The sequence below is a fragment of the Novosphingobium sp. 550D genome (genome assembly GCF_057401885.1).
In genome coordinates this window covers 1,020,220-1,039,528 of the sequence record NZ_CM171613.1, presented here as the reverse complement: position 1 = coordinate 1,039,528, position 19,309 = coordinate 1,020,220, and the positions used below count along the sequence as shown (strand labels likewise).

Annotated in this window: 21 protein-coding genes; 15 read left to right on the top strand and 6 right to left on the bottom strand. The window is 61.7% G+C overall.

Annotation, left to right across the window (positions count from 1 at the left end; genetic code table 11):
- Nucleotides 1-9 precede the first annotated feature (9 nt).
- A complete protein-coding gene (locus AC2S2E_RS05055) occupies nt 10-1,188 on the bottom strand; it encodes an efflux RND transporter periplasmic adaptor subunit (RefSeq protein ID WP_486524556.1) in 1,179 nt (392 codons plus the stop codon).
- Nucleotides 1,189-1,480: 292 nt separating this feature from the next.
- The gene (gene sciP, locus AC2S2E_RS05050; RefSeq protein WP_486523964.1) at nt 1,481-1,780 is read right to left on the bottom strand and encodes a CtrA inhibitor SciP; all 300 of its coding nucleotides are present in this window, start codon (nt 1,778-1,780) and stop codon (nt 1,481-1,483) included.
- Between the two features lie 146 nt (nt 1,781-1,926).
- On the opposite strand from sciP, the gene AC2S2E_RS05045 reads away from it, so the two are divergent.
- Complete coding sequence (locus tag AC2S2E_RS05045) at nt 1,927-2,166, top strand: hypothetical protein (RefSeq protein ID WP_486523963.1); 240 nt, start codon at nt 1,927-1,929, stop codon at nt 2,164-2,166.
- Between the two features lie 131 nt (nt 2,167-2,297).
- The gene (mnmA, locus tag AC2S2E_RS05040) at nt 2,298-3,455 is read left to right on the top strand and encodes a tRNA 2-thiouridine(34) synthase MnmA (RefSeq protein WP_486523962.1); all 1,158 of its coding nucleotides are present in this window, start codon (nt 2,298-2,300) and stop codon (nt 3,453-3,455) included.
- Nucleotides 3,456-3,458: 3 nt separating this feature from the next.
- Here mnmA and AC2S2E_RS05035 read toward each other — a convergent pair whose 3' ends face one another.
- Entirely contained in the window at nt 3,459-3,833 is a 375-nt protein-coding gene (locus AC2S2E_RS05035) for a hypothetical protein (protein ID WP_476105900.1), read from the bottom strand.
- Between the two features lie 31 nt (nt 3,834-3,864).
- Here AC2S2E_RS05035 and AC2S2E_RS05030 point away from each other — a divergent pair, with 31 nt between their 5' ends.
- Nucleotides 3,865-5,037 (top strand): serine hydrolase domain-containing protein, encoded by a 1,173-nt coding sequence (locus tag AC2S2E_RS05030; protein ID WP_486524555.1) that lies wholly within the window; start codon nt 3,865-3,867, stop codon nt 5,035-5,037.
- A 262-nt stretch (nt 5,038-5,299) separates the two neighbouring features.
- Here AC2S2E_RS05030 and AC2S2E_RS05025 read toward each other — a convergent pair whose 3' ends face one another.
- The gene (locus tag AC2S2E_RS05025; protein ID WP_486523961.1) at nt 5,300-6,235 is read right to left on the bottom strand and encodes a cation diffusion facilitator family transporter; all 936 of its coding nucleotides are present in this window, start codon (nt 6,233-6,235) and stop codon (nt 5,300-5,302) included.
- Between the two features lie 11 nt (nt 6,236-6,246).
- Nucleotides 6,247-6,867, bottom strand: coding sequence for a pyridoxamine 5'-phosphate oxidase (pdxH, locus tag AC2S2E_RS05020; protein WP_486523960.1), 621 nt, complete (start codon nt 6,865-6,867; stop codon nt 6,247-6,249).
- Nucleotides 6,868-7,004: 137 nt separating this feature from the next.
- Here pdxH and AC2S2E_RS05015 point away from each other — a divergent pair, with 137 nt between their 5' ends.
- The 11 genes from AC2S2E_RS05015 (at nt 7,005) to AC2S2E_RS04965 (ending at nt 18,191) form a co-directional block, all read left to right on the top strand.
- On the top strand, nt 7,005-7,937 hold the full coding sequence (locus AC2S2E_RS05015; RefSeq protein WP_486523959.1) for a DnaJ C-terminal domain-containing protein: 933 nt from the start codon (nt 7,005-7,007) through the stop codon (nt 7,935-7,937).
- A gap of 52 nt (nt 7,938-7,989) precedes the next feature.
- Nucleotides 7,990-8,991 (top strand): YihY/virulence factor BrkB family protein, encoded by a 1,002-nt coding sequence (locus AC2S2E_RS05010; RefSeq protein WP_486523958.1) that lies wholly within the window; start codon nt 7,990-7,992, stop codon nt 8,989-8,991.
- Nucleotides 8,988-9,791, top strand: coding sequence for an enoyl-ACP reductase FabI (fabI, locus tag AC2S2E_RS05005; protein ID WP_476105906.1), 804 nt, complete (start codon nt 8,988-8,990; stop codon nt 9,789-9,791). The genes AC2S2E_RS05010 and fabI overlap by 4 nt, the downstream gene beginning before the upstream one ends.
- An 81-nt stretch (nt 9,792-9,872) precedes the next feature.
- Nucleotides 9,873-10,616, top strand: a complete 744-nt coding sequence (locus AC2S2E_RS05000) for a sterol desaturase family protein (RefSeq protein ID WP_486523957.1) — start codon at nt 9,873-9,875, stop codon at nt 10,614-10,616.
- Between the two features lie 85 nt (nt 10,617-10,701).
- Nucleotides 10,702-11,985 carry a PAS domain-containing protein gene (locus AC2S2E_RS04995; RefSeq protein ID WP_486523956.1) on the top strand — a complete coding sequence of 428 codons (1,284 nt, stop codon included), beginning with the start codon at nt 10,702-10,704 and terminating at the stop codon, nt 11,983-11,985.
- 96 nt (nt 11,986-12,081) lie between these two features.
- Nucleotides 12,082-13,425, top strand: a complete 1,344-nt coding sequence (locus AC2S2E_RS04990; RefSeq protein WP_476105909.1) for a M48 family metalloprotease — start codon at nt 12,082-12,084, stop codon at nt 13,423-13,425.
- Nucleotides 13,426-13,458: 33 nt separating this feature from the next.
- Entirely contained in the window at nt 13,459-14,169 is a 711-nt protein-coding gene (locus tag AC2S2E_RS04985) for a DsbA family protein (RefSeq protein WP_486523955.1), read from the top strand.
- A gap of 57 nt (nt 14,170-14,226) precedes the next feature.
- Nucleotides 14,227-15,387: a sensor histidine kinase gene (locus AC2S2E_RS04980; protein WP_486523954.1), complete on the top strand. Its 1,161-nt coding sequence runs from the start codon at nt 14,227-14,229 to the stop codon at nt 15,385-15,387.
- 62 nt (nt 15,388-15,449) lie between these two features.
- Complete coding sequence (locus tag AC2S2E_RS04975; RefSeq protein WP_168603315.1) at nt 15,450-16,250, top strand: LytR/AlgR family response regulator transcription factor; 801 nt, start codon at nt 15,450-15,452, stop codon at nt 16,248-16,250.
- Between the two features lie 314 nt (nt 16,251-16,564).
- Entirely contained in the window at nt 16,565-17,425 is an 861-nt protein-coding gene (gene nadC, locus AC2S2E_RS04970) for a carboxylating nicotinate-nucleotide diphosphorylase (protein ID WP_486523952.1), read from the top strand.
- 1 nt (nt 17,426) lies between these two features.
- A complete protein-coding gene (locus AC2S2E_RS04965; protein WP_486523951.1) occupies nt 17,427-18,191 on the top strand; it encodes a ribonuclease T2 family protein in 765 nt (254 codons plus the stop codon).
- On the opposite strand, the gene AC2S2E_RS04960 is transcribed toward AC2S2E_RS04965, so the two are convergent.
- Nucleotides 18,188-18,643: a nucleoside deaminase gene (locus tag AC2S2E_RS04960; RefSeq protein WP_476105914.1), complete on the bottom strand. Its 456-nt coding sequence runs from the start codon at nt 18,641-18,643 to the stop codon at nt 18,188-18,190. The two genes, AC2S2E_RS04965 and AC2S2E_RS04960, sit on opposite strands and share 4 nt — an antisense overlap.
- A 138-nt stretch (nt 18,644-18,781) precedes the next feature.
- Here AC2S2E_RS04960 and rpmB point away from each other — a divergent pair, with 138 nt between their 5' ends.
- On the top strand, nt 18,782-19,072 hold the full coding sequence (rpmB, locus tag AC2S2E_RS04955) for a 50S ribosomal protein L28 (protein WP_476105915.1): 291 nt from the start codon (nt 18,782-18,784) through the stop codon (nt 19,070-19,072).
- Nucleotides 19,073-19,309 lie beyond the last annotated feature (237 nt).

The following is a 19,309-nucleotide window of genomic DNA, read 5'->3' as shown; positions in this document are numbered from 1 at the left end:
TCGTCCCTTTCAGGGTTGCTTGGTCTGGGGTTGGCTGCGCGGATTGACCGTTTCGCCCTCGGTCAGGAAAGCGCCGGCGCGCAGCACGACCCGTTCGGCCCCCGACAGGCCCGAGGCAATCGCCACGCCCTTTTCGGTTACCATCGCCACCTTGACCCGGCGGCGCACGGCCTTGTTATCGCCGCCCACGACATAGACATAGCTGCCCTGTGCGTCGGCCTGAAGCGAGGATTCGGGCAGGAGCGGCGCGGAAATCGAGCCGCTGCGGATTTCCGCGCTGGCAAAACCGCCGGGGCGAACGTCACGGTCATAGGGCAGCGCGATACGCGCAATGCCCTGACGCGTGGCGGGGTCGATGACGGGCGAAACCTGCCAGATATGGCCCACGAATTCGCGATCCGAACCCACCGGGCGCACCTTGACCTCTTGCCCAAGCGCCAGATGCGCCAGATCGGTTTCGGACAGGCGGGCGCGCATTTCCATCTCGCCCTTGTCGGCAATGCGGAACAGGACGCCCGCACCGGGGCTGACCACCTGCCCAACCTCCAACGCGCGGTCGAGGACGAGGCCGTCGGCGGGGGCCACGATGTTCAGGCGGCGGATCTTGGCCTGCACTTCGCCCAATTGCGCCTGTGCCACGCGGACGCGCGCATTGGCCGCGTCACGCACCGCCGTCAGCTTGTCGATATCGGCGTTCGAAATGAAACCATTGGCCACCAGTTTCAGCCCGCGATCCAGATTGGCCTGTGCAATGCGCGCATCGGCCTGGGCGACGGCGATATTGGCGCCGCTGCTGGCCTGCTGCTGGGTCTGCACCTGACGATCGATCACGGCCAGAAGCTGGCCCTTTTTCACCCAGACGCCCGGTTCGACCAGCACCTGCACCACGGTGCCGCCTTCGCCCACGACGCCGACGGGCATGTCATGGCGCGCGGCCAGAACGCCGCTGGCATTGATCAGGCCCGCCACGGTGGTTAGGCCGGGCGTGGCCACCGAAACCAAAGGCGCCTGGTTGGCGCGCGCGCCGTCCCCGGCCGCGTCGCGATGGGTATAGGCATAGATGCCGCCAATGGCCAAAACCACCGCGCCTGCGGCCAACAATACCTTGTTGCGCGGGAAAGGCTGGATTTCCTCCGCCTCAAACGGCTCTGCCAATTGGACAGACTGAACCTTGGCCTCGACGTTCATCTCGCTCACCACCCTATTATCCCTTGGCCCTGACCGTGGCCCGCCCTTGCGGCCACCGGCTGATATCCGCCCCATGCGCGCCAAAGAGATGGCCGCGCGAATTGGGGGGATTTCGGGCCGCTGCACGCACCGTATTACCTGTGTATATCACCTCAATCAAGCGGCCTTTTTGGGCAATGGGCCAGATAATGCGCGGCAAAGCGTGATCAGAACGCAAAAGGGCGCAAGGAGCCAAATGCTCCTGCGCCCTTTCAATCCCTATTCAGGGACAAAAGATAGGTATTTCAGCCGATCAATATTTCAACTGACGCTCATACAGCTCGCGATAATGCTGGATTCGCGTGACGCGCAGACCCTGCATCCCGGAACGGTCCACCGCGCGTTGCCACGAGGCGAATTCTTCCAGGGTGAGGCTGTAACGCTCGCACACTTCATCAATGGTCAAAAGACCACCATTGACCGCTGCGACCACCTCGGCCTTGCGACGGACAACCCACCGCGTGGTGTTGGGCGGCGGCAGCGATTCCAGCGTAAGCGGTTCGCCAAGCGGGCCAATGACCATGGCAGGACGGATTTTCTGGTTCTCGATCATTTCATTCCTCGATCGCCGGGATGACGGGGACCGGCAACACCGGAATCTATGCCTGACATGGTTTTTCGAACCCCTCTAAAAACAGGGTTAACATCTTGGAAAGTCCCTTTGCACAAAGCACTAGGTCTGTCCCAAACCGGAGCATAATGTTCCAGAAGCTGGGCGACATGGGGGTCAAAGCTGCCCCCTGCCAACATGGCCGGGGCATCGCTGCACCCGCGCTGAAACGCATGCGCCGCCGCCAGACGCGACGACAGAGCATGCCAGTCAAGCCGCAACCGATCCCCTGCCGAAGCGGGGCTAAAGGACTGGGCCAGCCAGTCTTCATGATCAAATCGCAGTTCCATGAAACATGGTATAAGCGCAACATGGTCAAGAGCGGGTAAAGGCCGGATTTACTCCTTGGTGACCATGTTTAATTCCGGCAATCCGGCAAACTACCGCCGCCGGGCGGGCGCCAAAGCGGCAAAAATCTGCCGATTTGGCGCTTACGTCGGGTCAGTGTATGGGGCGCTTTATGGCCTATGATTCCCCCTCATTGTTAACCCCTGACGCGCTTCTGGATCTGTTTGATCTTAAAGGAGAGGCAAAAACGCGACGAATCGTTGTCGCGATGTCGGGCGGCGTAGACTCGTCGGTCGTGGCCGCCCTTGCCGCGCATAGCGGGGCCGAGGTGATCGGCATCACGCTGCAACTTTACGACCATGGCGAAGCGGTGAAACGCAAGGGCGCATGCTGTGCGGGCGATGACATTCGCGATGCGCGCGAAGTGGCCGACCGTTTGGGCATTGCCCATTATGTTTACGATCACGAAACGGCCTTTCGTGAAAGCGTGGTCGATCGCTTTGCCGATGATTATCTGAACGGTCGCACGCCGATCCCCTGCATCCGTTGCAATATGGGGCCGAAATTCACCGACCTTTTGACCATGGCGCGCGATCTGGGGGCCGATTGCCTGGCCACGGGGCATTATGTGCGGCGCGTGATGGGGGCCGATGGCGCGCAATTGCATCGCGCGCTCGATCCCGCGCGCGATCAATCCTATTTCCTTTACGCCACGACACAGGCGCAAATGGACTATCTGCGCTTTCCCCTTGGCGGATTGCCCAAGACACAGGTGCGCGAACTGGCCGATCATTTCGGCCTGAAGGTCGCGGCCAAGCCTGATTCACAGGATATCTGTTTCGTGCCCGAAGGCGATTATGCCAGCGTCGTGCGCAAGATCCGCCCCGAAGGCGAACGCCCCGGCGACATCGTCCATGCGCAAACCGGCGCGGTTCTGGGCCACCACAAGGGCGTGATCCATTATACCGTGGGCCAAAGGCGCGGGCTGGAAATCGGCGGCTTGGCCGAACCAGTCTATGTCGTGGGCATTGATGCGCCCGGCGCGCGGGTTCTGGTCGGGCCGCGGGCGATGCTGGCGGTATCGGCGGCGCGGATCATCGAAACCAACCGCATCGGCGCGATCCCCGATGGCGCCGAACTGACCGCCAAGGTGCGCTCGCTGGCCAAACCCGTGCCGATCACGCTCGAAGGGCCGCTGGGCGATGGGGCGGATGTAACGATCCGTTTCGCCACGCCCGAATATGGCGTCGCCCCCGGTCAGGCCGCCGTGATCTATGCCAGAGATCGCGTCATCGGCGGCGGCTGGATCGAGGAAACTTTCGCAGCCTGATACCTACTGTTCCCATTTTTCCAGAACGCAGCCTTCGCCCGTGCGAAAGGTTGCGGTCTGGGCGGAAATCAGCGGTACGCGCGCGGTAACGGTCCGCGCCGTTTCATCGGCAGAGAGCATGACCATGCTCATCCCCGGTTCGAAATCGCTCTTGCACTGATCAAGCGGACGCCCTTCGACAAAGTGGCAGGAACAGGCGATCCGCGCGCCAAAAGAGGCCCCCGTCAACGCATCCTTGGCCAGCGCCGGCCCTTTCCACACGCCCATCACCGCCATGGCCAGCAGCACAAGGCCCAACACGCCCAGCACAATTTTCAAACGAAAACCGACCGCTATTGCGCCGCCTTCGCGTTGCCATTTAAGCTTGAAACTTGCCATTGGTGAAGACCTTGCGCATGGAGGCATCGTGATGGTCACGCGCCGCCCCCCCCTTATCGCGCCCAAGCGCCGCTTGCCAACCCTTGGCATGGGGCCTCGCTGCGCGCTGGCCGCGCTCTCGCTGGGCCTGCTTTCGGCCTGCGGTGGCGGACAACCGGCGGAAAAGCCGCTTTCACCCCAAGCCATGGCCGCGATCAATCCGCGTCCCGGCGCCCCGCGAGAAGCGCTGGCGCGGGCGGTGGACGAATTGTTCACCGATTCGGCTTTGGGTGAAACCCGCGCTCTGGTGGTCATGCACAAAGGGCGGATCGTCGCGGAGCGTTATGCGCCCGGTTATGGACCGAATACCAAGCTGATCGGCTGGTCCATGTCCAAGACGATCACCGGCGTGTTGATCGGCCTGCTGATTTCCGACGGACGGCTGACGCTGGACGAATCGGCGCCCGTGCCCACATGGCAACGCCCCGGCGACCCGCGCGGCGAAATCACCTTGCGCCAATTGTTGCAGATGCGCTCCGGCCTGCAACATGTCGAATCGACGAAACCGGCGGGCGATGCCGATACGGTGCGCATGCTGGTGCTGGACGGGCGCGACGACACCGCCGCCTATGCCGAGGCCCAGCCCCTGATCGCCGAACCGGGCAGCAAATGGGAATATTCCACCGCCACCAGCGTCATCCTGTCCGACATTGCCGCACGTGCGCTGACCGACAGCCGCGATCCCGCCGTGCGCCGTCAGGTGATGAGCGACTATTTGCGCAGCCGCCTGTTCATCCCCGCCGGAATGCCCAGCGCCACGCCCGAATTCGACGCCGCCGGCACCATGGAAGGCGGCAGCATGATCCACGCCACCGCGCGCGATTGGGCCAAATTCGGTGAATTTCTGCGCAACAACGGCATGGTCAATGGCGCGCGCATCGTGCCCTCGGACTGGGTCGGGTTCATGCGGTCGCCCGCTCCCCACAACCCCGGCTATGGCGCGCAACTCTGGCTCAACCGCCCGCAACCCAGCGGGCACGAGGAACTGTTTCCCGGCCGGGGCAAGTCCAATATCTTCGCCGCCATCGGCCACCTTGGCCAATATGTCATCGTCTCGCCCGATCAGGAACTGACCGTGGTGCGTCTGGGCAAAACCGACGGGCCGATGCGGGCGGCGCTGGTGCGCAAGCTGGCCGATATTGTGCAGTTGTATAATCAGGATTGATTGCGGCGCGGGGTTGTTTGGGTGCCTCCGGCGGGCAAAGGGTCTTAACCCTTTGCAATCCCATTACTGTCGATGTTGTGGCGGTGACGAAGCCCTGCGTCAGAGACGAAACTTCTGATTTTTAAAGCCTGCGGCGCCAAGCGGCGCCGCAGGCTTTACAACCATCGCGCAAAACATAACCCCGGCAACCCGCCACCACCCATTAGCGGGATTGCAAAGGGCCCCCGCCCTTTGCCCGCCGGAGGCAAACTCACCTTACCCCTTAAACATCCTGCAAAATATCCCGCCCCGCCACGCCGCGCTCGTCGACATGGCCTTCGGGATCGGGATGAATCAAAATCTCCACATCGGGGAATTCGGCATGCAGCTTGTCCTCGATCTCATCCATCACGCGATGGGCCTGCGTCACGGTCATGCGGCCATCGACCCAGACGTGGAATTGCACGAAATCGCGGTTGCCGCTGGTGCGGGTACGCAGATCGTGGACGCCGCGCAGTTCGGGGTGGCGGCCAAGGACTTCGACAAAGCGGGCCTTTTTGTCTTCGGGCCATTCGCGGTCCATCAATTGCTCGATGGCTTCTTCCGACGCGTGCCATGCGCCCCATGCCAGCCACAGCGCAATGCCAAGGCCGAACAGTGGGTCGGCCCGCGTCCACACGGCATATTGGTCGAGCAGCAGCGCGACGATCACCGCCATATTGAGCAGCAGATCGGATTTGTAATGCAGATGGTCGGTCGAAATCGCCACCGACCGGGTTTGCCGGATCACATATTGCTGCCAGCCGAGCAGCGCCAGCGTGCCGACAATCGCGATGGCCGAAACAAGGATGCCGTCGCCCGCCGCGCCGGTGCGTTCACCCGACGCCAATTGCTGAACCGAATGCACCGCCAGAGCGACCGACGAAGCGGCGATCAGCATGACCTGAAACATGGCCGACAGCGCCTCGGCCTTGCCATGGCCAAAGCGGTGGTTGTCATCGGCGGGCATCCCCGCCACCCATACCCCCGCCAGCGTGGCAATACTGGCCACCAGATCCAGCCCGGTGTCGGCCAGGCTGCCCAGCATGGCGGTCGAACCGGTGCTCCACGCCGCCCAGCCTTTCAGCCCCACCAGCAGCAGGGCCATGGAAATGCTGGCATAGGCCGCGCTGCGGTTGAGCGCGGAATGGTCGCGGGCGGAATGATCGTGTTGGGCCATGATTGCGCCTTTTACGGGTAAAGCAGCGTGCTGGTCCAGCCACCAGCCTCACGCGTGAAACGGCGGCGTTCATGCAGGCGGAACGTACGGTCCATCCAGAACTCCATGGCCGTGGGCACAAGGCAAAAGCCCGTCCAGTGCGGCGGGCGCGGCACCGGGCCAATCAGATGGCGCGCGGTCACGCGGGCAATATCGGCGATGAAGGTGCCGCGTGATGCCAGCGGCGCGGACTGGTTGCTGGCATGGGCGCCCAATTGCGAATCGCGGCTGCGGCTGGCGAAATAGGCGTCGGCCATTTCATCGGGCACCTGATGGATCGCGCCTTCGATGCGGATCTGGCGGCGCAGGCTTTTCCAGTGGAACAGCATCGCGGCGCGCGGATTGGCCAGCAATTCGCCGCCCTTGCGGCTGTGGCTGTTGGTATAGAACACAAAGCCGCCGTCCGGGCCGAGCAGGTCGGGTCCGTGGTCCTTCATCAACACCATGCGCACCGAAGGGAAACCATCGGGCGTCGATGTCGCCACCGCCACGGCTTCGGGATCATTGGGTTCGGACGCCTTGGCATCGGCAAACCATGCGTCGAAAAGAGCGAAAGGATCACCGCCGACAATCGCGTCAGATTCCGAACTCATAACCATTGTTTCCCATCAGGTTTGCGCCGTTCCGCGCCGATAGGACAGTTTGCCCGATCAAGAAAGCGGCGAAAAGGGCAACAAGCATTTGATCTGATACCTTGCAGGGCGGGCTTTGCCATCCTAGCTAGGCGGGCATGGCACAAGATCCTTATGCAATTCTGGGTGTATCGCGCGGCGCTAGCGAAAAGGACATCAAGTCCGCCTATCGCAAGCTGGCCAAGGAATTGCACCCCGACCACAACAAGGACAACCCCAAGGCCGCCGAGCGTTTCAGCGAGGTGACGCGGGCCTATGACCTTTTGTCCGATAAAGACAAGCGCGCCCAGTTCGACCGCGGCGAGATCGATGGCGAAGGCAACCCGGCCGGATTTGGCGGCGGTTTCGGCGCCGGCGGTTTCGGGGGGGGCTTTGGCGGCGGCGGTCAACGTGGCTTTGGCGGCAATGGCCCCGAGGGCATGGATTTTGGCGATATTTTTGAAGGAATCTTTGGCGGTCGCACCGGCGGCGGTGGCGGGTTCGGCGGCGGCGGCTTTGGCCGTCACGCCCCGCCCAAGGGACAGAACCGCGCCTATCGCCTTGCGGTAACCCTGCCCGATGCGGCGATTTGCGCCAATCAGCGCATCACTCTGGCCGATGGCAAGACGGTGGATGTCAAATTGCCCAAGGGCGTCGAGGACGGGATGCAGATCCGTCTGTCGGGCAAGGGCGATCCGGGGCCGGGCGGGCCGGGCGATGCGATGATCACCATCGCCGTCATGCCCCATGCCTATTTCCGGCGCGATGGCGATGACATCCGCGTCGATGTCCCCGTCACGCTGGACGAGGCGGTGTTTGGCGGCAAGGTCAAGGTGCCCACCGTCGATGGCGCGGTCATGCTGACCGTTGCGCCGGGCAGTTCGAGCGGCAAGACATTGCGCATCAAGGGCCGCGGCTTCACCCGCAAGGACGGGACGCGCGGCGACCAATATGTGACGCTGGAAATCGCATTGCCCGAAGGCGACGCGGATCTGGCCCAGCGGCTCGAAGGGTGGCGCGACAGCCGCGATCTTCGCGCCAGGTTTGGATAAGCCCTTGCCGGGCCGGGGCCAGAGCGGGGGGAAGCCAGGCGCTTCCCCGCTGGTGCCCAACGGTTTTGTGCTCAACACCCATCTGCATGATCTGACGCCAGAGGCGCGGCGCAAGCGAATCGCGCGGCTGGATGGCGATATGGCCGAAAAATTGCGCGCCCATCTGGGCCATCGCAGCTTTACCGTGATCCAGCGCGTGGTGACGGGCGTGTGGCGCGACGGGTTCATCCATGCGGGCAATCTGGCCTATATGGCCATTCTGGCGATCTTTCCCTTTTTCATTGTGGCGGGGGGCCTGTTCTCGCTGGTGGGGGAAACCAGCGAGCGGGTCTATCTGGTCCATGCGTTTTTGCGGGTGATGCCGCGAATCGTATCCGGCGTTCTGGAACCGGTGGCGCGGGATGTGGTGGAAATGCGCCATGGCTGGTTGCTGTGGGTGGGCATGGCGGCGGGATTGTGGACGGTGTCCAGCCTGATCGAGACGGTGCGTGACATTTTGCGCCGCGCCTATGGTACGCCGGTGGCGCGTAAAACCTTTTGGCGGCGGCGGTTGATCGGGACGGGGCTGGTGATGGTGGCGGTGATCCTGCTGCTCGTCTCGCTTTATATGCAGGTGGCGATCAGCACGACCTTGCAACTGATTCCCATCGGCACGATTCGCCAACAGGCCATGGCCGCCAATCTCAGCCTGTCGCGTCTGGTGCCGATGGGCGTGTTGTTTGGCGCGCTTTATCTTTTATTTTTTATCCTGACGCCAAGCGTTTATCGGGGCCGGATCTATCCCAAATGGCCCGGCGCGCTGCTGGTTACGCTATGGTGGGCTGTGGTGTCGCTGGTGCTGCCATGGTTGCTGCGCTGGCTTTTTATGTATGATTTGACCTATGGCAGCCTTGCTGGTGCCATGATTGCGTTGTTCTTTTTCTGGCTTGTCGGGCTTGGACTGGTTACAGGCGCGGAATTGAATGCGGCTCTGGCGGTGACGCCCGAAGAACGCGACTGGTTGGGGCAGGCGGATGACCGCGCCTCGCAGAACATGAGGGAAGATTACGAATGACCGGACTGATGCAGGGCAAGCGTGGCCTGATCATGGGGCTGGCAAACGACAAGTCGCTGGCATGGGGCATTGCCCAGAAGTTGCATGAACAGGGTGCGGAACTGGCCTTTTCCTATCAGGGCGAAGCGCTGAAAAAGCGTGTCGGGCCGCTGGCGGAAAGCCTTGGCAGCGATTTCCTGATCGATTGCGATGTGTCGGATATGGACGCGCTGGACGCGGCCTTTGACGCGTTGAAAGAGCGTTGGGAAACGATCGACTTTGTCGTCCATGCCATCGGCTATTCGGACAAGACCCAGCTGCGTGGCCGTTTTTACGACACCACGCTCGACAATTTCCTGATGACGATGAACATCTCGGCCTACAGCCTTGTCGCCGTGACCAAGCGCGCGCAGGCGATGATGCCCAATGGCGGCTCGATCCTGACGCTTTCCTATTATGGCGCGGAAAAGGTCGTGCCCCATTACAACGTGATGGGCGTGGCCAAGGCCGCTCTGGAAACCAGCGTCAAATATCTGGCCAATGACTGCGGCCCGGCGGGCATTCGCGTCAACGCCATTTCGGCCGGCCCGATCAAGACTCTGGCCGCCAGCGGGATTGGCGATTTCCGCTATATCCTCAAGTGGAACGAGCTGAATTCGCCGCTGCGCCGCAATGTCACGATTGACGATGTGGGCGGAGCGGGCCTCTATCTTCTGTCCGATCTGGCCAGCGGCGTGACGGGCGAGATTCACCATGTGGACGCCGGTTACAATGTCGTCGGCATGAAGCAGGAAGACGCGCCTGATATCGCGTTGAGCTAAATGGAAATGCAGGCGCGAGGATGGATATTGCCCCTCGCGCCGCCTTTCTTTGGGCGGGCAAAGGCGGCATAAGGCGCGCTCATGTCCGACCCCACTATCCTTTCCGCCCTGATTTCGGCCTTGGCCATGACGGCCATCGTGTCGATCCGATACCTGCTGTCCAGCGGCGGTTTCGCATGGGCGACGCGGGTGAAACAGCCCGGCCTTTACGCGCCCCTCTCGCGCCAGATTCGCGGCGAAATCTTCTGGTCGCTGATCTCCTGCGCCATTTTCGGCATTCCGGCTGGGTTGGTCGCCTGGGGGTGGAAAGCGCATGGCTGGACGCGAATTTATGAAGACATCCACGCCATGCCCTTGTGGTATTGGCCGCTCTCGATCCTGATTTACCTGTTTGCCCATGACACGTGGTTTTATTGGACCCACCGCTGGATGCATGAACCGCGGGTGTTCCGGGTGTTTCACGCGGTCCACCATGCTTCGCGCCCGCCCACGGCATGGGCCGCGATGGCCTTTCACCCGACCGAGGCGTTGACGCAGGCCTTTGTGATCCCCTTGCTGGTCTTTGTGGTGCCGATCCACGTTGGCGCTCTGGGCGTTGTGTTGACGGTGATGACGGTGATGGGCGTGACAAACCATATGGGCTGGGAAATTTTTCCCCGCGCCATGGTCCATGGCCGAGTCGGCCAATGGATCATCACCGCCAGCCATCATCAGCGCCACCACGAGATTTATAAGGCCAATTACGGACTCTATTTCCGATTCTGGGACCGGATTTGCGGCACGGACAAGGGAATCGGCGAGTTCAAAGCGGGAACAGGGCACTAAATTCGCCGCCGAATGGCGCAACTTAACGGCCCGTTTACCCAGTTGCGCAAGGATAATCCCGTCAAGGTCAGGCGGGAGAAAAAGAATGGACGGGTCACGCGGCTATTTTGATCGCAATGCGGAAATCAGCCCGTTTGCCGAGGTCAATCCCGCCATGGACGAGGATGATGATGACATTCTCGACATGCCGCCCATGGTGGTGGCCGAGGGCGAGCGCCGCCTGCAAATTCTGGCCTATGATCATTGGACCCAATTGCTGGGCCCCAGAACTTTGCCGCTGATCGCCGATCTGAAGCTGGACCAATTGCCCGATATCGCGCCCAATGCGGTGCTGATCGATTTTGCGCAAAGCATCGAGGATCCGCGTATCGCCTTTGTCGGCGAAAAGCTGGCGCAGGAATGCGGCGTGGCGCGTGACATCACCCATCTGGATCAGGTGCCCGACCAATCCATGCTGGCCCGTTTGACCGGCCAGTATATGCAGATCATCGCCAATCAGGCGCCCATCGGTTTCGAAGAAGAATTCATGAACCCGCGCGGCGCGACCATCGCCTATCGCGGCATGCTCCTGCCCTTTGCCGAGGAATTGAACGGGCCGATCCGCTATGTCCTTGGCGTCGTCAATTGGAAGGAAGCCGCCGATGCGTCGCTGAGCGAGCAATTGGCGCGCGAATTCAACGCCTCCTTTCACGAGGATGGCGAACCGCCCCGCCTGACCCCGGAACAGACCGTGGCGCAATGGGCCGCATGGGCCGATGGGCCGCAGGCCGAAGCCGATGCACGCGCAGCGTCGCTGGCCGACTGGCTGATGGAGGCGCGAGCCTTGGCCCAGACCGCCGGGACCAACCCGGAACGCCCGCGTCAGGCGCTCTATGCCGCGATTGGGCGAGCCTATGATTTCGCGCTGGCCGCGCGGGACAAGCCGGTCGAATTGAAAGAATTGATGGCGCAGGCCGGGCTTGTGGGCCAGCCGCGCGCGCCATTGGTGCCGATTGTCAAACTGGTGTTTGGCGCCGATCACGACAAGACGCGCCTGACCGAATATGCCACCGCGCTCTCGCATGGGATGCGGCTGGGCCTGCCGCAGGGCACTTTGGCCGACCATCTGGCGCAGGCCAGCGGCGGCCTGAAGGGCGTTGTGGCACAGGAACGCCGCCTGCGCCGCGATGAAAGCGCCAATGAGGCCGAGAATGGCAATCCCCTTGACCGGTTAACGCCGCGCGCGATGGACACGCTGGGCGCCCGGGGGCCGGAATATTCGGTCGTGCTGGTCCGCCGGATGGAGGATGGCACCATCGCGCTGCTGGGTGATCTGGGCGATGATCCGGCGCTGATCACGCGGGCCACGCGTTTGCTGACGCCGGAATAGACGGCGCGTCATTCTTCAGGCGCGGTTCACGGGAAAACATGTTAGGTGGTCCCCAGCATGTCCCTACGTTCCGCGCTCGCTTCTGCTTTACGATCTATGACGACGGTGGCCGCATGCCTGTTGGCCACGACGCCGGCGGCGGCGCAATCGGTGCTGCGCGATGCCGAAACCGAGGCGTTGCTGCGCGATATGTCCGCGCCATTGGTGCGCGCGGCGGGGCTGGACCCGAAAAATGTCGATATCGTGCTGGTCAATGATTCCTCGGTTAACGCTTTTGTGGCCGGGGGGCAGGCGGTCTATATCCATTCGGGCCTGATCAACGAGGCGTCTTCGGCTCTTGAGGTTCAGGGCGTGATTGCCCACGAATTGGGCCACGTCGTGGGCGGCCATGCGATTGATGATCGCGGGGCCAAGATGGCGGGCAATATCTCGATCCTCTCGCTATTGCTGGGTGCGGCGGCCGCGGCGGCGGGCGGCGGCGCGGCGGCGATGGGCGTGTTCATGGCCGGGCAACAGGCCGCGATGGGTAAATTCCTGGCCTATACGCGCGGCGAGGAAGAGGCCGCCGATGCGGCGGGCGCTTCGTTCCTGTCCAAGGCTGGCATGTCGGGACGCGGCTCGCTCGAATTTTTTCACAAGCTGTTGGTGATGGAAAACCGCGCGGGCTTTACCCGCAGCGACGAGGCCGCCTTTTATTCCACCCACCCGATGACCGATGAACGCATCTCCTATCTGGAGGATGTTTACAAAAAGGACCCGGCGTGGAACGCCCCCAGCAATCCGGCGCTGGAGGAAAGATTCCAGCGGGTGAAGGCCAAGCTTTACGGCTATCTGGCCGAGCCGCCCAACACGTTCAAAGCCTTTCCGGAATATATGAACAATATTCCCGCGCTTTACGCCCGTGCCTATGCCTATCACAAGGAAGGCTTTCTGGATAAGGCGACGAGCGAGACGGACAAGCTGCTGGCCATGGGGCCAAGCGATCCCTATTTCCTTGAACTCAAAGGGCAGATCCTGCTGGAGGCGGGCAAACCGGCCGAAGCGATCACCCCCCTGCGTCAGGCAACAGCCCTGACCGGCAATCAGCCCTTGATCGCCACCACCTTTGGCCATGCGCTGATTGCCGAGGATGATCTGGTCAATTCCAGAGAACATCTGGACGAGGCACAAAAAGTGTTGAAAGCCGCCGTGGCGCGCGACCGCGAAAATCCCTTTGCATGGTACGTGCTGGGCATCATCTATGCCAAGAACGGCGACCTGCCCCGCGCACGTCTGGCCAGTGCGGAACAGGCATCGCTGTCGGGCAATTGGGGCGGCGCGCTGGTCAATGCCGAAGCGGCCAAGAACGGGCTGCCGGTCGGATCGGCGGACGCCATCCGCGCCGAAGACATTGCGATGGAAGCGCGAAGCTATCTCGCCAAATCCAAGAAACGATCATAACGGGGCGGCAAAGCGCCCGATAAAGGAAATTCCATGTCTCAGTTCCGCACCTATGCTTTGGCCACGCTGTTTGGTTTGGCGGGCGGTCTTGTGGGCGCCACGCTGGCCCCCTTGCTGCCGTTCAACCATGGGGCACAGGTGGGCGCGGTGCGCGAGGCCTTGCTCGAACGCCCGGAAATCCTGAGCGAGGCGGCCGAAAAGCTGAAATCATCGGACGTGGAAAAGCAATTGGCGCAGGTCGCCCCGCAGGCGCTCAAGCCCTTTCCCGGCGCGGTGATCGGCAACCCCAATGGCAAACATGTGCTGGTCGAATTCATGGACTATGCCTGCGGCTATTGCCGGGCCAGCGAGGAAGACGTGGCCAAACTGGTGGCCAATGATCCGCAGGCGCAGGTGGTCTTGCGCCAATTGCCGATCCTGACACCGGAAAGCACGGATGCGGCGAAAATGGCGCTGGCCGCCGCGAAACAGGGCAAATTTGCCGCTTTCCACAAGGCGATGTATGCCGCAGGCCGCCCCAACGCCCAAACCATCGCCAGCGCCGCCCAAGCCGCCGGTATCGACATGGCCGCCGCGCAAAAGGTCATTGCCGACCCCGCCACACAGGCCGAAATCGAAACCAATCTGGCGCTGGCCCGCCACCTTGGCCTTGGCGGTACGCCCAGCTGGATTGCGAATGGCAAGATCCTTGGCGGGGCGGTCGGCTATGACACTCTGGCCGCGGCGGTCAAAGAACAGGGCTAAAGGCTGATTTTGCTGGCCTCTTCCCCTGCGCGCGCGCATCTGCGATAAACGCGCATCATGGCCGTGCTTCCTTTTCGCCCCTCACCCTTCTTTGCCAACAAGAACAAGGCGTTCTGGCGACTGCAAGTGCTGGGCTGGTCAGGCGCGATGTTGCTTCGCGCGATGTCCAGTCTGGCCAACAATCAACCGGCCAGCTTTCTGGTCATGGTGTTGATCGCCACGATCACGGGTTTTTCGATCTCGCTGCTGCTGGCGGTGGTCTATCACCAACTGATCGGTCAGCGCCCCTTGCTGACATGGGGCGTGACGATGGTGGTGCTGCCTTTTGCGGTGTCGCTCTATGCCTTTATGGATGGCTGGGTGATCGCGCTTTACCGGCCCGACAGCATCACCAGTTTCGCGCAATTGTTCATCGGCGTGTTCTATCTGGATGCGACGCTGTTGGGGGCATGGTCGGCGCTTTATTACGCGATCAACTTTTTCCTGCGGATCGAGGAGCAGAATGACCAGTTGATGCGGCTGGAAAATCAGGCGACCAGCGCGCAACTGGCCATGCTGCGCTATCAACTTAACCCGCATTTCCTGTTCAATACGTTGAATTCGATCTCGACGCTGGTTCTGCTGAAACAGACCGATCAGGCGAACGCGATGCTCACGCGCCTGTCCTCTTTCCTGCGCTATACGCTGATCAATCCGCCCACGGGCCGCGTGACCGTGGCGCAGGAGGTCGAGACGCTCAAACTCTATCTGGGCATCGAATTGATGCGGTTTGAGGAGCGTTTGCGCACCACATTTCGCATTGATGAGGCATGCAAGGACGGGCTGCTGCCCTCGCTATTGCTGCAACCTCTGGTCGAGAACGCGATCAAATATGCGGTGTCGCCCCAGGAATCGGGCGCCGAAATCACCATTGCGGCCGGGTTGATCGGGCAAAACCTGCGCATCACCGTGTCCGACACCGGGCCGGGCATGAACGCGCAAAATGCCGAAAACCGCTCCAGCGGCATATCCTATGACGGGCGTGAACAGGTGTCGACCGGCGTTGGCCTTGCCAATATCCGTGACCGTCTGGTTCAGGCCTATGGAACAAATCACCGGTTTGACATGTATGAACCTCCCGAAGGGGGTTTTGCGGTCACCATCGAAATACCGTTTGAAAAGCGCCAACCGTCGCCTGCACCTTCATCGGTCACGCCACGTTCAGCCTTGGCCGTGTGAATGGAACGCCGTTATAACGATTCAAGGTCCGCGAAACGCGGCAACAAGCAGGATCCAATTGCATGACCATCCGCACCATTCTCGTCGATGACGAAAAGCTGGCCATTCAGGGCCTGCAATTGCGGCTTCAGAAATTTCCCGATGTGGAAATTATCGACACGTGCAACAATGGCCGTGAAGCGATCCGCAAGATCAAGACCGAAAAGCCCGACCTTGTTTTCCTGGACATTCAAATGCCCGGCTTTGACGGCTTTGCCGTGGTCAAGGGCGTGATGGAAATCGAACCGCCGCTTTTCGTCTTTGTCACCGCCTATCAGGAACACGCTGTGCGCGCCTTTGAGGCCAATGCCGTGAACTATCTGATGAAGCCGGTAGACGAAGATCGCCTTGCCGACACGCTCGACCGCGTGCGCCAGCGTCTGGCCGACAAGCGTGCGTCCGAAGAGGCCGAGAAGCTCAAGAACGTTCTGGCCGAAGTGGCACCCGACGCGATGGACGCGATGGAGGACGAACCTGTCGATACGGGCGCTGACCGCTATGAAAAGCTGCTCAACATCAAGGATCGCGGGCAAATCTTCCGCGTCGATGTCGACACGATCGAGCGCATCGAGGCGGCGGGCGACTATATGGTCATCTATACCGCCGACAATTCGATGATCCTGCGCGAAACGATGAAAGATCTCGAACGCCGACTCGACCCGCGCGTGTTCCAGCGGGTGCATCGCTCGTGGATCGTCAATTTGAATTTGGTGCGTCAGGTCAAGCCGCACACCAATGGCGAATGCTTCCTCGTGCTGGAATCGGGCGCAGATGTGAAGGTGTCGCGGTCGTACCGAGATGTGGTGGCGCGGTTTGTGCATTGATTTTTGAAGGTGCCTCCGGCGGGCAAAGGGACTTGAAGCATCGCGCCAAAAAGTGGGAACCGGTTTTTGGCATCAGCGATGCGACCACAAAGACTTCCCTTTGCAATCCCATTAATGGGGTGGCGCTTGGTTAGCGACGATGCGCGATTGGTAGTGAAAGCCTGCGGCGCGGATAGCGATGCTTTTGCCGCGCCGCAGGCTTTATCCTGAAACGGCGCGTCTGGCACATAACGCCGCCCTCCACCCGCAACAAAGACAGTAAAGGGAGCGCGAGGGTCTAGACCCTTGCATCCTCCTTCTTCTATAGCCGCCTTATGACCTTCACGCTCCAAGGCTTTGACCTGCCCACCTTCATCCACTCCACCCTTGCCGAGGATCTTGGCGAAGGCTGGCCCGGCGGCGGGCGTGATGTGACCAGCGAAAGCGTGATCCCCGCCGAGGCACGATTTATCGGCGTGATGGACAGCCGCGATGCGATCACCGTGGCGGGCCTGCCCATTGCGGCGGCGTTTTTCCGCCATCTTGATCCCGATGCCGAAATCGAACTGCTGGTGGCCGACGGCGACCGCGTGGCCCCCGGCACCCATCTGATGCGCATCACCGGCATGGGCCGCGCGCTGCTGACGGCAGAGCGCAGCGCCCTGAACACGGTCCAGCACCTTTCGGGCATTGCCACCATGACCCGCGAATATGTCGATGCGATGGGGGCGACCAAGGCTGTCCTGCTCGACACGCGCAAGACGATCCCCGGCCTGCGCGTTCTGGAAAAATACGCGACGCGCATGGGCGGGGCCACCAATCATCGCATGGGCCTGTGGGACGCGGCGATGATCAAGGACAACCATGTCGCCATCGCGGGCGGGGTGGGTCCGGCTGTCGCCCGCGCCAAGGCGGCAGGCATCGCCAGCATCATTTGCGAAGTCGATCACCTCGACCAGATCGAACCCGCGCTGGAGGCGGGCGCAACCCATCTCCTGCTCGACAATATGGGGCCGGACATGCTGGCCCGCGCCGTGGCGCAGGTTGCGGGCCGCGTCCCTTGCGAGGCCAGCGGCGGGGTACGGCTCGACACGATTGCCGCGATTGCGTCATCGGGCGTGGACTATGTCTCGGTCGGGCGCCTGACGCAAAGCGCGCCTGCGGCCGACATCGGCCTTGATTTTGAGGAGCTTTGAATTGCGCCTGATCCTGACCGCTCTTGCCGTCGCGCTGATCCCGGCATCGGCCATGGCCGAGGAATGCCGTTTCGCCCAATTGACCGCGATGCCGAAAATCTCGCGCCCGGCCAATGAAAAGGTGCAGCCGGTCGCCAAATTCCCGATCAAGGTTTACAGCTATGTGCTGAGCTGGTCGCCCGCCTATTGCGGGTCGATCAAAGGGCCGCTCAAGGATCCGGGCGACAGGTTGCAATGCGAACAGGAACGCCCCGCTTTCGGCTTTGCGGTCCACGGCCTGTGGGGCGAAACCGACGACAGCAAGTGGCCGCAATGGTGCACGACCAAGGCCCCCGCCCCCACTCTGGCGCAAATGAAAAAGAATCTGTGCCTGATGCCTTCTGCCGACACGCAGATGCATGAGTGGAAAAAGCATGGCGCCTGCGGCCCGTGGACCAGCGGCAAGGCCTATTGGGATTCGGCCGCCGCCCTGCACAAGGCGCTCAAGATTCCCGACCTCTATCAATTGGCCAAGGATGGCCGGATGGTGTCGGCCGCCGTGGTTCACGAATTCGTGAAGGGCAACCCAATGCTCAAAGGCCACGAAGACGCCATTCAGGTCCAGACTATGCCCGCCCCCGGTAAACCCGGCACGTTCTGGCTGAAACAGGTCCACATCTGTTTCGAACCCAAGGGCATCGAAAAAGGCAGCTTTGTCCCCAAGGCCTGCCCCACCCCGTCGAGCAGCGACCTGTTCATCATCCCGACCAGCCGCAGGCCGCTCTAACGGCGGGCAGCGAAAAATTCGCGCAGCATTTGCGCGGCCTCGTCCTCGCCCATGCCGGAATAGACCTCCGGGCGGTGCAGACAGGTCGGCTGGTCAAAGATCCGCCCGCCATGGGCCACCGCGCCGCCCTTGGGGTCGCTGGCCGCGTAATAGACGCGGGCGATGCGGGCGTGGACGATCGCGCCCGCACACATGGCGCAGGGCTCAAGGCTGACCCACAGATCGCAGCCGTCGAGTCGTTCGTTGCCCAAAACCTGCGCCGCGGCGCGAATCGCCAGCATTTCGGCATGGGCCGTAGGGTCACATTGCGTCCGGGGCAGATTATGGGCCGAAGAAATAATCACCCCATCCTTGACCACAACCGCGCCAATCGGCACTTCTCCGGCGCGCGCAGCGGCTCTCGCCTCGGCAAAAGCACGGCTCATCGGGGCGGGAAGTGGCCAGCGCGTCATAAAGGCAAGGGCTAGCTCAGCAAAAGGACAAGCGCAACTTGACCTTTTCCACACGAATCGTTATGCGCGCCCACTCACCCGCCCAACTGAATGGCTGGATATGCGGGGTAACAGATTCATTTTGAGCGAGTAACACCCATGTCCCGTATTTGCGAACTGACTGGCAAGGGCCGCCAGATCGGCCACAACGTCAGCCACGCCAACAACAAGACCAAGCGCGTGTTCCTGCCCAACCTGCAGAACGTCACGCTGCTGTCGGAAGGTCTTGATCGTAGCTTCAAGTTCCGCGTCTCCACGCACGGCCTGCGCTCGGTGGAACACGTGGGCGGTCTCGATAACTGGCTGCTGAAGACCAACGACACCAAGCTCAGCCCCCGCGCTGTGAAGGTGAAGCGCGAGCTGGCCAAGAAGGCCGCTGTCGCCGCCTAATCAACCCTTGGGGTTGAACGGAAAAAGCCCGGTGGGGGATTCTCCGCCGGGCTTTTTCGTGTCTGGAATTTGGAAGGGGGTAGAGGAGGATGCGAGGGTCTAAACCCTCGCGCTCCCTTTACTGTCTGCGTTGCGCCTGTGGTTCGACGCAGCGCTTCAGACGCAACGTTGAAATTTTAAAGCCTGCGGCGCGACCACGCGTAACCTCACCGCGCCGCAGGCTTTTAAAATCCGACA